Origin of the sequence: Persephonella marina EX-H1 (assembly GCF_000021565.1) — a bacterium.
Classification (GTDB): Bacteria; Aquificota; Aquificia; order Aquificales; family Hydrogenothermaceae; genus Persephonella; species Persephonella marina.
The window spans coordinates 974525-987274 of sequence record NC_012440.1 but is presented as its reverse complement, the minus strand read 5'-3'; the positions used below and the strand labels follow the sequence as shown (position 1 = coordinate 987274).

General features: G+C 35.7%; 15 protein-coding genes. 6 read left to right on the top strand and 9 right to left on the bottom strand.

The features are described from left to right. Both PERMA_RS10510 and PERMA_RS05115 read left to right on the top strand, forming a co-directional pair. Complete coding sequence (locus PERMA_RS10510) at positions 1–744, top strand: C39 family peptidase (RefSeq protein WP_012675347.1); 744 nt, start codon at positions 1–3, stop codon at positions 742–744. A gap of 59 nt (positions 745–803) precedes the next feature. Beyond that, positions 804–1838: a transporter gene (locus PERMA_RS05115; protein ID WP_012676299.1), complete on the top strand. Its 1035-nt coding sequence runs from the start codon at positions 804–806 to the stop codon at positions 1836–1838. Positions 1839–2062: 224 nt separating this feature from the next. On the opposite strand, the gene PERMA_RS05110 is transcribed toward PERMA_RS05115, so the two are convergent. After that, a complete protein-coding gene (locus tag PERMA_RS05110) occupies positions 2063–2368 on the bottom strand; it encodes a hypothetical protein (RefSeq protein ID WP_012675579.1) in 306 nt (101 codons plus the stop codon). A gap of 46 nt (positions 2369–2414) precedes the next feature. After that, positions 2415–3140 carry a pseudouridine synthase gene (locus PERMA_RS05105; RefSeq protein ID WP_012676293.1) on the bottom strand — a complete coding sequence of 242 codons (726 nt, stop codon included), beginning with the start codon at positions 3138–3140 and terminating at the stop codon, positions 2415–2417. Between the two features lie 234 nt (positions 3141–3374). Here PERMA_RS05105 and PERMA_RS05100 point away from each other — a divergent pair, with 234 nt between their 5' ends. Next, entirely contained in the window at positions 3375–3581 is a 207-nt protein-coding gene (locus tag PERMA_RS05100) for a cold-shock protein (protein WP_012675212.1), read from the top strand. Between the two features lie 60 nt (positions 3582–3641). After that, on the top strand, positions 3642–4154 hold the full coding sequence (locus PERMA_RS05095; RefSeq protein ID WP_012675474.1) for a hypothetical protein: 513 nt from the start codon (positions 3642–3644) through the stop codon (positions 4152–4154). On the opposite strand, the gene PERMA_RS05090 is transcribed toward PERMA_RS05095, so the two are convergent. Continuing rightward, positions 4138–4560, bottom strand: a complete 423-nt coding sequence (locus PERMA_RS05090) for a M67 family metallopeptidase (protein ID WP_012675860.1) — start codon at positions 4558–4560, stop codon at positions 4138–4140. The two genes, PERMA_RS05095 and PERMA_RS05090, sit on opposite strands and share 17 nt — an antisense overlap. 26 nt (positions 4561–4586) lie before the next feature. Between PERMA_RS05090 and lipB the strand changes: the two genes are divergently transcribed. Next, entirely contained in the window at positions 4587–5198 is a 612-nt protein-coding gene (lipB, locus tag PERMA_RS05085) for a lipoyl(octanoyl) transferase LipB (RefSeq protein WP_012675516.1), read from the top strand. Here the strand turns inward: lipB and PERMA_RS05080 are convergent. Beyond that, positions 5195–5614 (bottom strand): Fur family transcriptional regulator, encoded by a 420-nt coding sequence (locus PERMA_RS05080; RefSeq protein ID WP_012676349.1) that lies wholly within the window; start codon positions 5612–5614, stop codon positions 5195–5197. The genes lipB and PERMA_RS05080 overlap by 4 nt on opposite strands. A 322-nt stretch (positions 5615–5936) precedes the next feature. Here PERMA_RS05080 and dapF point away from each other — a divergent pair, with 322 nt between their 5' ends. Further along, positions 5937–6806: a diaminopimelate epimerase gene (gene dapF, locus PERMA_RS05075; RefSeq protein WP_012675716.1), complete on the top strand. Its 870-nt coding sequence runs from the start codon at positions 5937–5939 to the stop codon at positions 6804–6806. Here the strand turns inward: dapF and PERMA_RS05070 are convergent. From PERMA_RS05070 to PERMA_RS05050, 5 genes are all read right to left on the bottom strand, one after another. After that, entirely contained in the window at positions 6803–7510 is a 708-nt protein-coding gene (locus tag PERMA_RS05070; RefSeq protein WP_012676831.1) for a zinc ribbon domain-containing protein, read from the bottom strand. The genes dapF and PERMA_RS05070 overlap by 4 nt on opposite strands. A gap of 58 nt (positions 7511–7568) precedes the next feature. Beyond that, positions 7569–8141 carry a HyaD/HybD family hydrogenase maturation endopeptidase gene (locus PERMA_RS05065; protein WP_041531060.1) on the bottom strand — a complete coding sequence of 191 codons (573 nt, stop codon included), beginning with the start codon at positions 8139–8141 and terminating at the stop codon, positions 7569–7571. 11 nt (positions 8142–8152) lie between these two features. Next, positions 8153–9151 (bottom strand): hydrogenase expression/formation protein HypE, encoded by a 999-nt coding sequence (gene hypE / locus PERMA_RS05060; RefSeq protein WP_012676377.1) that lies wholly within the window; start codon positions 9149–9151, stop codon positions 8153–8155. Between the two features lie 61 nt (positions 9152–9212). Beyond that, entirely contained in the window at positions 9213–10205 is a 993-nt protein-coding gene (locus tag PERMA_RS05055; protein ID WP_012675370.1) for a sodium:calcium antiporter, read from the bottom strand. Further along, a complete protein-coding gene (locus PERMA_RS05050) occupies positions 10205–12721 on the bottom strand; it encodes a cation-translocating P-type ATPase (RefSeq protein WP_012676025.1) in 2517 nt (838 codons plus the stop codon). The genes PERMA_RS05055 and PERMA_RS05050 overlap by 1 nt, the downstream gene beginning before the upstream one ends. Positions 12722–12750: the final 29 nt, after the last annotated feature.

Below are 12750 nucleotides of genomic sequence, written 5' to 3'. Positions count from 1 at the left end.
ATGACCGGGGGAAACTTTTTTAAAAGAATCTTCGTCTTACTGACCTTCTTTATTCTCCCGGTTTATGGTAATCCCTCCAATAGTCTGGATACTCCCGATATAAAAGAAAAGAGTAAAGCCAAGATAAATCTTCAGATTGGAACATCTTTCGGTAGGATATCTATCAGACCAGTGGTAAAACCTGTATCAGAAATTAAAAGAAAAAATCTCATAAAGCAAAAATTAGATTTCAGTTGTGGTTCTGCAGCAGTTGCAACGATTTTTAATTTCTATCTTGGAGAAAAAGTTACTGAAGAACAGGTTATAAATGGACTTTTTGCAGTTGGAAACGTACAGAAGATAATAAAAAGAAAAGGGTTCTCTCTTCTTGATATAAAAAAGTTTGCACAGGCTATGGGTTATAAAGCAGCTGGTTATAGAACATCCCTGGAAGGGCTTGTATCCCTTAACAGACCTGCAATCGTGACACTGGTTATTGGTAAGTATAAGCATTTTGTAGTATTCAAAGGAGTTTATAAAGGAAGGGTTTTTATTGCTGATCCGTCTTTAGGAAATACCATTCTCTCTGCAGAAGAATTTAAAAAGATGTGGTATAAAAACATAGCTCTTGTTATCTACTCTGAGGATACAAATAAAAAGTTTGAGATAACAAAAGAAGAAAAGATATGGGTGGATACACATACCCTAAGACAATCAATGTATAATCGTCTAGTTCAGTCTTTCAGGAACTTCAATGAGTTTTAAATACATTTGCCTTAAACTTTGGAATTCTGTATATTTATCTGAAAATAGGGAGGGTTTGTATGAAAAAATCTGTTATCATCTTTCTGACGGTAAGTCTGTTTTTAATATCCTATGCCAGTGATAAAGATATAGAAAAGGCGAAGAAAGCCCTTCAGAAAGAAGCACAGCCAGAGGAAGTACTTATCCAGTTTGAAAGAGATTACGTTTTACTTCAGAAAAATAAACTTGAGGTGGAAAGTAGCTTTTCTTATGTTTACTACTCTGCAAACCAGATATATTTAAGTAGTTTTGCAATTCTTGATCCTGTTTTCCTAACACTTGGAGAGTTTGGTATAAAAAATGCCAGAAGACATATATTTCAGTACAATATCTCTATCCGTTACGGAATTCTCAGAAACCTTCAGTTTGAAGTTTCAATCCCTTATGTATATAGAAATGAAAGAACCTCTGTTATCGGTACATCAACAACCGGTGAAAAGGAGAATGTTTTAGAAGAAAGAGGGTTTGGAGATGTATCATTTTCTTTTTCATACCAGCCAATAAGAGAAACAGGTACAAGACCTGCTCTTATAACATTTTTAGCGTTTAAAACAAAAACTGGTAGAAGTCCTTTTGATCTTGATGATCCTGAAAAAGAGTTACCTACTGGAAGTGGATACTATGCGATAAGAGGTGGCATAAATCTAACAAAAACTATAGATCCGGTGGTTGTATTTGGAGGAATATCCTACTCCTATAATATGGAAGAGGATGTTAAAAAGTACTACAAAAGTCCTACTACAGGTGATGTATCACGACTTGATAAGATAAATCCAGGTGATACGTTAAGTCTTAGTTTTGGATTTGCCTATGCTCTGTCATATAACTTTTCTTTAAACTTCCAGTACGCACAGGATTATACTTTCTCTACAGAGAGTACTGTTAATGGTGTGAAATCAACAGTTCCAAATTCCACGTTGAATTCAGCTATACTGAGAATAGGAACAGGATGGGCACTTTCGGACAGATCATCATTCAATTTTTCACTTTCTATAGGTCTTACAAATGATGCCCCAAACTATGTGATAGAGTTCAGATATCCATATAGATTTTGACAGACAAGAAAAAACATGTAATTATAAAAAAGGACGGTATCCGAAGATACCGCCAGCAATAGGAGGTTAGGAGGGCCATGAGAGGAAACACAGCCGGGACTGCAGCAGCATAAATGAGGCTTCTTAAACCTCCAACTACAAACAGTCGGTCTAACCGAGCGAAGGTAATATATGCAAAAAAATAAAAATTTCAATCCTTCTTAAAGTGTTGATGTTATTGATATTTAAAGAAAATGCTGTGATAGTGTTTCAAAGGTGATGATCACCCCTTCCTCTATAGTCTCAGGGGTGAATTCTGCGTCAATACCAACATCTCCAAAACCCCTAAAATACCTGAGGATTCTAAATGTTGGCTTATCTCCATCTTTTTTAACAAGAAAGAATATCTGATTTCTTATCTGTTTTGGCTCAACAACAGACAGTAGTGTGTAACCCTTCACATATTTAAAAAGAGCATAACCATCATCAATATTGTATTTTTCTACAATAGGTAAAATATCCTGTGGACTTTCTATTTTGATATTTTCCATAGTTATTATCCTTTACTGCTTTATTATTAATAATTAATATACAGGTTTATTTTGATTTTGACATTCTGTTTATGATTTTTTCATCTATATACTTCCATTCTTTCTCTTTTAAACTTCCAAGCTCTATACTGCCGATCCTTGTTCTTATCAATCTTTCAACAGGGTAACCAAAATATTTTGTGAATCTCCTTATAATTCTTTTTTTTCCGCTGTGTATGGTTATCTCCAACCATGTATAATTCTTACCTTTTTTTAGTATTTTTATTTCGTCAGGTTTTATAAAACCATCCTCAAGTAAAGCTCCTTTCCTCATTCTGTTAAAACTTTCCAGATTTACTCTTCCTTTAACTTTAACAACATAGGTTTTTTTTATCTTACTTTTTGGATGCATGATCATATTTGCGAAATCACCATCATTTGTGAGAAGGAGTAGTCCCTCGCTTTCATAATCAAGCCTTCCAGCAGGGAAAACATTATCCTTAATCCCAACCTCTTTAAACAGATCTGTTAATGTTTTTCTCCCAAATTTATCCTTTCCAAGCTGAGTCAGATAACCTCTTGGTTTGTAAAGTTTTATATAAACTTTTTTAAGTTCTAACTTTATTAATTTTCCATCTATCTCAACTCTATCTTTTTCTGTATCAACTCTGTATCCAAAATCTTTTACAACCTTTCCGTTAACCTTGACCTTTCCCATCTCAATAAGCTGGTCTGCTTTTCTCCTTGAGCAGTAACCTGATCGTGCTATAAACCTGTTTAATCTCATTTTCATTTCTTTGTCCTGATATTTTGGTGAAATACCATATTATATGAACTGTGTATTTAATATCAATAAAGATTTTTGAACTAAGTTTGTGCATTTTGGTATTGACATAATAGTAAAAAAGGCACATACTTATAGCTGAAGTTGTTTAGAGATCTGGGGAGGGATCCCTTCCACAAGAGCGCTCTAACGGATCTTTAAGCACTTCAAAGTTAAATTTAATTTTTGGAGGTTTTTTAAGTAATGCGTCTCACAGGTACAGTAAAATGGTTCAATTCTAAGAAAGGTTATGGTTTCATAACCAGAGATGATGGTCAGGGTGATGTTTTCGTACATTTCTCAGCTATCGCGGAAAATGGGTTCAAAACACTCGAAGAAGGACAGAAAGTAGAGTTTGATGTTGTTCAGGAAGACAAAGGACAGAAAGCACAGAACGTAGTAAAGATCTAAATTGAACTTCTATACAGGGTGTGGTTGCCACACCCTTTTTCATATCTTAAATTCTAATGTATGATTAAAAAAATCTTATCTTTAATACTCTTGATCTCATGTACGGTCTACAGCGAAGAAACGATATACAAAACATATCTTGGAAGTATTCCCGTAGGAGAGATAAAGATCTCTCTATCTGAAAAAAAGGTTACAGCAGAAGGAAGCACCTACCCTTATATATCATGGCTTTACAGCTATAACTTTAAGTTTGTGATGGATGGCGCAGACTTTTATCTGTATGAAAGAGAAAATGAAAAGGAAAAAAAGTTTGACAGAAAAAAAATATACGAAAAAAAGCCGTGGCTTCCACTGATAGTTGAGTACATAATGTACGGCAAAAACTCAAACTCAGATCTTTACCCGATAAAGGTAGAGAAAAAAGGCAGCATTTACGTTATATACCCTTTGAAAAGCAAAAGGGTAAAGAAGATCGTTATGTATATAGATAAATCAAGATTTCCACTGAAGATAGATATAGACGGAAGGTATCATATAGTTTTAGAGAGATCTAATGTCAATCTATCTGATTGACCTCTTCCTGTTCAAACTTTTCTCCTACAAGCTCCCAGCTTCTCCAGTCTCCAGCTTTTCCTTTATTTATGGACATTATTATGTATGACATATCTGGCTGAGCAAACATAAGATCGGTCTGAGAAGGTCTGTCTGGATGATCCGGATGAGTGTGGTATATACCTATTATCTGAAGGCCTTTACTGTCTGCGTACTCCTCAACCTTTAGATAGTCCTTAGGGTCTATCTCAAATCTGTCATTAGCCCTTTCCTTATTCTGATTTTCTACCTGGTATACTTCCAGAGCTTCTCTTATATTGTTTTCATAATCTATCTTCCCAAGTATAAAACCACATATCTCATAGGGATATCCTTTCTCTCCCTGATCGGCTATCTGGTTTATAAGCTCTCTTTTTATTTTTAACATCCAAGAACCTCTGATATTATAGATTTATGTTAAAGATTATAGACCTTGGGAAAACTGAATATCAAGAAGCTCTTGAAATCCAGAACCGGATTTTTGAAAGAAAATTGACCGGAGAGGATCAGGATAACTATTTTTTTATAACAGAACATCACCCTGTTTATACGGCGGGTAAGACAACAAAACCTGAGCATATCCTTAATACAGAAGATATACCGGTTTATTATATTGATAGAGGGGGAAGTGTAACTTTTCATGGGGAAGGGCAGATCGTTGTATATCCTGTTTTAAGCTTAAAAAATAGGATCTCTGTAAAAAGGTATGTTTTCACACTTGAGGAGATAGTTATAAAAACGGTAAAAGAAATAGGGATAAATGCTTACAGAAAGGATAGATTAAGGGGGGTTTTTACAGATAAAGGTAAGATAGCATCCGTTGGTGTAAAGGTTTCTAAAGGTGTAACAAAACATGGAATTTCTTTAAATGTTAATATTGAAAAGAGGTATTTCAGAAGGATAATTCCCTGTGGAATTTGGGATATACCTGTCTGCAATATAACAGACTTTGTTGAGGCAGATATTGATAAAATAAAACTGAAGCTGATAAAACATATAATTAAAGAAGGAAGGAAGCTGGTTTAATTTCCTTCCCTCAGGCAGTGGTTACAGATACCATTAAAAATGATGTCACAGCCGTCTATTGAGAATCCCCTTTTATCAAAATAACTTTTGTCAACCTTTATTATGTCCAGGTTCTCTACATCGTAGATGTTGTTGCACACCTTACATTTGAAGTGGTAATGTTTGTATGTTTTCGCATCGAACCTTCCTTCTTTCTCATCAACTATCTCTATGATTCTTCCTTCTTCTTTAAGTATGTTCAGGTTTCTGTAAACAGTACCGAGACTGATAGTCGGTATCACTTTCTTAGCCCTCTCATAAATCCATTCAGCTGTAGGATGGATGTCTGTTGAGCTAATGATATCGTATATTATCTCTCTGTGGAATGATCTTCTTAATTTCTTGGTTGCTACACCTATCTCTCCTTTTTTAATCATTTCCTACCTCTCTTAGTAAATAGTTTTTATTTACTATAATCACAAAAATATCCTGTTTTTATGAAAAATATCATAAAATTAATACTAATTATTAATTCTATATAAATTATAATAATATATTTCCTGTATTCAGTTCATCCTTATTATGAATGAATATTCATTAAAAGTCAACCTATATCTTTTATCTTTAACGGGTTACCTCTCTATACATATAAGTATATCTTAATGACATTATAAAAAATTGTCAACAGGATATTAATAACAATTCTGTCGTATAATAATAACCTCATAAATGCCGTAATTCTTAATAAGAGGTTCCGGTATGGAAAAAAACTTTTTTGTTAAGTCTCACGGTCTTGGAAATGAGTATATAGTTCTGGATGATGAGAATATAGATTTTTCTTTGACCAGTGAGAGTATAAAAACTATATGTGATGTGCATTTCGGGATAGGTTCCGATGGAGTGCTGCTGAAGGTTCATTCTGAAAAAGCCGATTTTGGTTTAAGGATATTTAACCCTGATGGCTCTGAGGCTGAAAAAAGTGGGAATGGATTGAGAATATTCTGTAAGTATCTTTTTGATCTTGGATTTACAGATAAAAGGGAGTTTACTGTTGAGACAAAGGGGGGAGTTGTTAGGGCAAGAGTTGAAGAGGTTATAAACGGAAAAGCAAGACTGATAACCGTTGATATAGGAAAGGCTACATTTAAAACAGAGGATATACCTGTCAGTATAGAAAAGGATGAGTGTATAGGTGAAAAAATAGTTGTTGATGACAGGGAGTTTGAGATTAACTGTGTTTCTGTCGGCAACCCCCACTGTGTGATCATTGTTGATAAACTTGATGATGAGATAGTTAAGAAGTATGGAAGACTTATTGAGAATCATCGTATATTCCCTAACAGAACAAATGTCCAGTTTGTAAAGCCTGTTTCAAGGGATCAGGTTGAGATAAGGATATGGGAAAGGGGAGCAGGATATACACTTGCATCAGGAACATCTTCATCAGCTGTTGCAGCTGTTATGGTGAAAAGGGGAATTACTGATAGAGATGTTAACGTTGTTATGCCTGGAGGAATACTGAGAATCTCAGTTGATGAGGAATGGAATATAAGGATGACAGGGGAAGTTCAGGAGATATGCAGAGGTGTTTTAAGTGATGAGATCATTGAGCAGTTTCTGTCTTACTAACTTTCCCTGTATATCAAAAATCTTCCGCAGTGGGGACATGTAAGTAATTTTTTACTCTTTACAAGCTCACTGTATACTTTAGGCGGGATTATCATAAAACAGCCTGTACATGTATCGCTGTCAACAATTACAACGGCCTTTCCGTTTCTTTTCTTCCTTATCATCTCATATTTAGATAATAATGGTGGTCTGACCGTTTTTGAAAACTCCTCCCTTTCCTTCAGTAGTTTCTCAAGTTTTTCCTTAGCTTCTTCAAGCTCCTTTTCTTTTTCCTGTATCTCCTTTTCTATCTCCACCTTCTCTTTATCAACGATACCTTTAAGTTTTGCCTCTTCCTCTCTTAGATTTTCTATCTCTTCCATGATATTCAGGATCTCGTCCTCAAGTTCCATTATAGCTTCTTCTGCATGTGCCTTTTCTCTCAGAAGAGCCTTATACTCCTCGTTTGTTTTTACCTTTTCAAGAGAGGACTGGATCTTTACAATTTTGTCTTCGTAAGTCTGGATATCTAACTCTTTTTCCCTTTTTAAGGCTTCAAGATGGTTGATATCGTTTTTGATCTTGTCAAACTTAAGGATCAGATCAGATTTCTTTTTTTCAAGTGATTTTATCTCCTCAGGTAATCTTTCAATCAGTTTTTTTAGATTGTCTATCTCCAGATCCAGCTGCTGTAGTTTTAACAGCGTATCTATATCGCTATCCATCTTATCCTCATCAAAATTATTTTGTAAATAATATAATCTGTATTTGATTAAATAGCAATCAGTTTTTATCTTTATCCCAGATGCTTTTTCCGGTTATTCCGTTGTATGTTCCAAGAAAATCTATAACAACTTCCTGTAATGTTCTGTTATTTATCTTTTTGTACCTGACACCTAATCTTTCTAACTCCTTTAACACCTGAAAAACAGCTGTTTTAAACGGTTTATCTTCAAGTCTTTCCGTAAGACCTATCTCTGATTTTGAAATGTCTTCCGGGATTATTCCTATTATTACAGTGTCCGCCATCTTACCTGTTAATGGTGTGAGCTCCAACATCTGTAAAACCTCAACCTCATGTGCTGTCTGGTGATAGGATGCTATACCTGATAGGTCATCCGGTGTAAGTCTGTATACAGAACCTGGACTGTCGTTCACAGATATTGTATCAACTATAATAAGATGATCGTACTCATGTAGATAGTTCATAAGACCAAATCCAAGTGTTCCTGCATCTATTAGATCAATATCAGGATCAAAACTGTAATTGGCTTCCAGATACTTTACAACATACACGCCTATTCCCTCATCCTTAAAAAGAACATTTCCTACTCCTGCAACACCTATCTTTTTCATACCGATATCCTTTAACATATTCTTGGTAGCAGCTCACCTGCCGGTGGTTCTAAAATTCTTTTAGAGCCGTAAGAGGATTTTAGAATGACCTTTCCTTTATAATCTGAGATAGCCCTACCTATTATCTGGGCCTCTCTTCCAAGTGGATTATCCCTTAAAACTTCAAGGGTTTTCTCAGCCTGATCTTCAGGAACAGCGATTATAAGTTTACCTTCGTTTGCAAGTGTTAATGGATCAAGACCGAGAAGTTCGCACATACCCTGAACCTCATCTTTCACAGGGATCATATCTTCCTCAATCTCTATTCCTATGTCTGAACTCTCTGCCCACTCATTTAAAACAGCTGAAAGACCGCCTCTTGTAGGATCTCTCATAGCTTTTATAGGGATACCTGAATCTATCAGATCCTTTACAACAGGCCATAATGTAGCACAGTCGGATTTGAGATCTCCTTCCATCTCAATTCCTTCCCTCTGAGCCATTATACATGCTCCGTGGTCACCTACAGTTCCAGAAACCAGAATAATATCTCCCTCCTGTATATTTGAGGCTGATATCCCATCGTAAACAATCCTTCCTATTCCTGTTGTATTGATAAAGATCTTATCAGCTGAGCCTCTTGGAACTACTTTCGTATCCCCTGTAACGATCTTTACTCCAGATTTTTTCATCTCTTCATACATGGATCTTACTATCTCTTCAAGATGATCAAAGGGGAAACCTTCTTCAATTATGAACGAGCAGCTCATATACAGAGGCTGAGCTCCCATCATGGCAAGATCATTAACAGTTCCTGCAACAGCAAGCTTCCCTATATTTCCCCCTTTGAAAAATATTGGTGATACTGTAAAGCTGTCTGTCGTAAAGGCAAGTTTTGAGTTAATCTCCAGTACAGCTGCATCTTCCATCTTTTCAAGGATGGGGTTTGAAAAATACCTGAAAAATAGATCCTTAATAAGTCTCTGTGTTTCTTCTCCTCCACCACCGTGAGAAAGTAGTATCTGTTTCATATCCTTAACCTCAAAAAGGATTTTTATTATTATAAATGAATATTCATTAATTATTCTACAGCTATTCAAGATAAAGTATAGACATTGTAACGATATATATAACTATCAGTGCTATAGACTCAAAGGCAAGTCTTATAGGCTTCTTCTCTGCTCTGTATATCAGGCCTATTATAACAACACTGCTCATAAGTACTGCGGAGAAGGCTCCTGTCATATTCAGATCGCTCATGTCTGCGAAAAGAGATCCTTTCATATAAAAGATATCATCTATAGCAAGTATAAAGATATTAAAGATATTGCTCCCTAAGATGTTAGCCACAGATATTGTTATCATATTCATTTTTATAGCTGCTATAGAAACTGCAAATTCGGGAAGTGATGTTGTAAGTGCGACAAAAAGTGTTCCAAAAAACGTTTCAGTTAGTCCGTACTGATGAGAGATAATCTTACCAACTTTTGGTAAAAAAACAGCAGCAAAAACAAGGATTGATGCGTTGATTAAGTACCTTATAAATATCTCTCTGGTTGTTATTCCCTCATACAGGAGTTCCTGTGCAGCCTTTTTTACAGACCTTGCTATAAGTCTTCTTTCATAATCTGTCACAATCTTTACAGCTATAAGGTATATAACAATAATCAGGATTGATGTGTAACTTATCCATCCAACTGATGGTATAAAATCACCAAGAAATATTCCCATTCCTGCTACGGTTATCATGATAATACCAAAGGCTGTGGATAGTGTAAGACCATGATGGACTTTTGTTGTGATTGGCTTATCCCTGAAAAATGCATCAAGAAAAGCCAGAATCAGCAAGTTAAACATACAGCTTCCGAATATATCTCCAGCTGCTATATCAGGTGTGTCTGCATATGTTACAGAGCTTATACCTGTTATCAGCTCAGGGAGAGATGTAATAGATGCAACAAATATAACACCTACAGTTGTTCTTCCGATGTTAAGCTTTTCAGCGATCATATCCCCGTACTTTACGAGCCTCTTTCCTGTAAAAAATATAACAAGCATTAAAGCTAAAAATACCAGCCAGAGCATTAGATCTTCCTTTCCATCATATACTCAACCCATTTTTTTATCTCAATAATCAGAAACAGTGATGTACATGTTAAAAGTATTAAAAGCCAGTCATTTAAAGTAAGTGGAACAGTGTGAAGCCATTGAGGAAAGAGATAAGTTGCTGAAAGCTGTAAAGCAACACCTATCCCAACGCCAAGATACATATAAGGATTTACTGTAAAACTTTTTATTATATTTTTAAAGAAAGGTTCTTCTCTTATAGCCTGAAATCCGTTGAACCACTGGTTAGCTATAAGTGATGTAAATGTTATACCAACGGCCCTTTCATATGTTGTAACCTCAAGAAGGTATATAAAAAGAATAAGATTAACACCTCCCATGAAAAAGGCCGTAAAAGATATATCAAAAAGCTGTTTTTTATCAAAAAATGTTTTTTCAGGCTTTTTTGGTTTTTCTGACATAACATCCTTCTCTTCTCTGCTGAAAGGGAATGTTTTGTCCTGAACACCCTCTGTAACAACATTTATCCATAAAATCTGCAGGGGATATAAAGGGAGAGGGAGTTTGAGTAAAAATGCTGATGTTAATAGCATTATCTCTCCAAAGCTACAGGAGAGAAGGTAGTAAATAACCTTTCTTATGTTGTGTGCTATTATCCTTCCCTGTTTGACAGCATCAACAATGACCGCAAGATTGTTGTCAGTTATTATCATCTTTGCAACATCTTTAGCCGCCTCTGTTCCCGAACCCATAGCTATACCTAAATCTGCAACCTTTAAAGCCGGAACATCATTTACTCCGTCCCCTGTTACAGCAACTATCTCTTTATTTTTCTGGAGAACCTTCACTATTCTGTACTTATCCTCAGGAGTTGCCCTTGCGATAACTGATGTTCTTTTAAGTATCTGGTAAAGCTCATCATCACTGTATTTTTTTATATCCGATCCTAAAAGGGCTATATCCCCTTTTCCGAAGATAGATACCTTCTCAGCAACAGCCTTTGCCGTTTTTAAGTTATCACCTGTTACCATTATCACCCTTATTCCGGCTCTTTTTGCTATCTCCACAGCCTCCTTTACCCCTTCCTTAGGTGGATCAATAAAGCCTACAAGCCCGGATATCTTAATTTTTATGTCTGTTAGACTTTCTGGTTTTCTATCCACCTCAGTATACCCAAATGCTAAAACCCTCAACCCCTTTTCTGCCATTCTGTCGTGTTCTTTAAAAAGTTTTTCATCCCTGTTTTCTGCAAGTTCAATAAGTGATTCAAAAGCTCCCTTTATCAGCAGGTATTTTTTCCCATCAATCTCATTTACGGTGGCCATAAATCTGAGCTTTGTATCAAATGGCTGTTCCCAGAGTCTTGTGTATCTCTCCCTCATATCAATCCAGTCTATCCCCATTTCATCAAGCCATCTTAAAAGTGCTATCTCAAGAGGATCTCCTTTTTCCAGTGTTGCATCATTACAGAGAGAGGCTGTCAGAAAAAGGAATTCTTCATCTTCTGCCGTATACTCTTCGACTTTCAGTTTCCCCTCTGTTATTGTTCCTGTTTTGTCAGAGACTATAAATGTTGCACTTCCTAAGGTCTCAACTGAAGGAAGGTATTTAACAAGTGTTTTTCTCTTTGCTAAAGCTAAAGCCCCTATAACAAGAACGAATGTTACAACAAGTGGAAGGCCTTCCGGTACAGCTGAAACAAGCTCAGAGATTATAAGCATAAATAGTTTGTAAAGATCTCTACCCTGGATAAGACCTAAAACAAATATAAATATCAGAATAAAGAAAAGTATGATCATCCATTTCATTGAAAATCTTTTTAAGGCTCTGTTTAAAGGTGTTTCAGGTGATTTCTCCTTTATCCTCTCAGCTATCTTTCCTATCTCAGTTCTTCTCCCTGTTGCAACAACAAGACCTTTCGCCTTACCTCTAACAACGATGGTCCCCTTAAATATCATATTTTTCCTGTTGTAAATAGGTGTTTCCTCTTTTAAGAGTATGGAAGCATCCTTCTCAACAGGTATGGACTCACCTGTAAGTATAGCTTCATCAACCATAAGACCAACTGAATCTATAAGTCTTATATCGGCAGGAACAACGTCCCCTTCCTCAAGGATAACTATATCTCCTGGTACGATATGGGAAACGGAGACAGTTTTTTCCTTTCCATCTCTAAGAACTCTTGTTTTTGTTTCTGTAAGTTTCTTTAATGCTTCTATAGATGATCTTGCTTTTATCTCCTGGAAGAAACCGAGAAGTCCGTTAACAAAAACTATTCCAGCTATAATCCCTGCATCTATATAATCACCCATAAAGAAAGTGATGGTAATAGCAACTATAAGTATATAAACGAGTGGGTTGTTAAACTGTCTGAAGAAGATCAGTAAAGAGCTCTCTTTTTTTTCCTCTAACTCATTAAGTCCGTATTTTTCAATTCTTCTCTTTACTTCTTCATCTGAAAGGCCGTTTAGTCCTGTGTTGAAAAAATCTAAAAGATCCTTTACAGGTGTGGAGTAAAACCTGTGATCATCCATCTTTTCTCCGTATGTATCATTTATCTTTA

Bases quoted from the DNA above. Each gene is read 5' to 3' on its own strand.
- PERMA_RS10510 (WP_012675347.1), top strand. From the start codon at position 1: ATGACCGGGGGAAACTTTTTTAAAAGAATCTTCGTCTTACTGACCTTC.
- PERMA_RS05115 (WP_012676299.1), top strand. From the start codon at position 804: ATGAAAAAATCTGTTATCATCTTTCTGACGGTAAGTCTGTTTTTAATA.
- PERMA_RS05110 (WP_012675579.1), bottom strand. From the start codon at position 2,368: ATGGAAAATATCAAAATAGAAAGTCCACAGGATATTTTACCTATTGTA.
- PERMA_RS05105 (WP_012676293.1), bottom strand. From the start codon at position 3,140: ATGAAAATGAGATTAAACAGGTTTATAGCACGATCAGGTTACTGCTCA.
- PERMA_RS05100 (WP_012675212.1), top strand. From the start codon at position 3,375: ATGCGTCTCACAGGTACAGTAAAATGGTTCAATTCTAAGAAAGGTTAT.
- PERMA_RS05095 (WP_012675474.1), top strand. From the start codon at position 3,642: ATGATTAAAAAAATCTTATCTTTAATACTCTTGATCTCATGTACGGTC.
- PERMA_RS05090 (WP_012675860.1), bottom strand. From the start codon at position 4,560: ATGTTAAAAATAAAAAGAGAGCTTATAAACCAGATAGCCGATCAGGGA.
- lipB (WP_012675516.1), top strand. From the start codon at position 4,587: ATGTTAAAGATTATAGACCTTGGGAAAACTGAATATCAAGAAGCTCTT.
- PERMA_RS05080 (WP_012676349.1), bottom strand. From the start codon at position 5,614: ATGATTAAAAAAGGAGAGATAGGTGTAGCAACCAAGAAATTAAGAAGA.
- dapF (WP_012675716.1), top strand. From the start codon at position 5,937: ATGGAAAAAAACTTTTTTGTTAAGTCTCACGGTCTTGGAAATGAGTAT.
- PERMA_RS05070 (WP_012676831.1), bottom strand. From the start codon at position 7,510: ATGGATAGCGATATAGATACGCTGTTAAAACTACAGCAGCTGGATCTG.
- PERMA_RS05065 (WP_041531060.1), bottom strand. From the start codon at position 8,141: ATGAAAAAGATAGGTGTTGCAGGAGTAGGAAATGTTCTTTTTAAGGAT.
- hypE (WP_012676377.1), bottom strand. From the start codon at position 9,151: ATGAAACAGATACTACTTTCTCACGGTGGTGGAGGAGAAGAAACACAG.
- PERMA_RS05055 (WP_012675370.1), bottom strand. From the start codon at position 10,205: ATGCTCTGGCTGGTATTTTTAGCTTTAATGCTTGTTATATTTTTTACA.
- PERMA_RS05050 (WP_012676025.1), bottom strand. From the start codon at position 12,721: ATGGATGATCACAGGTTTTACTCCACACCTGTAAAGGATCTTTTAGAT.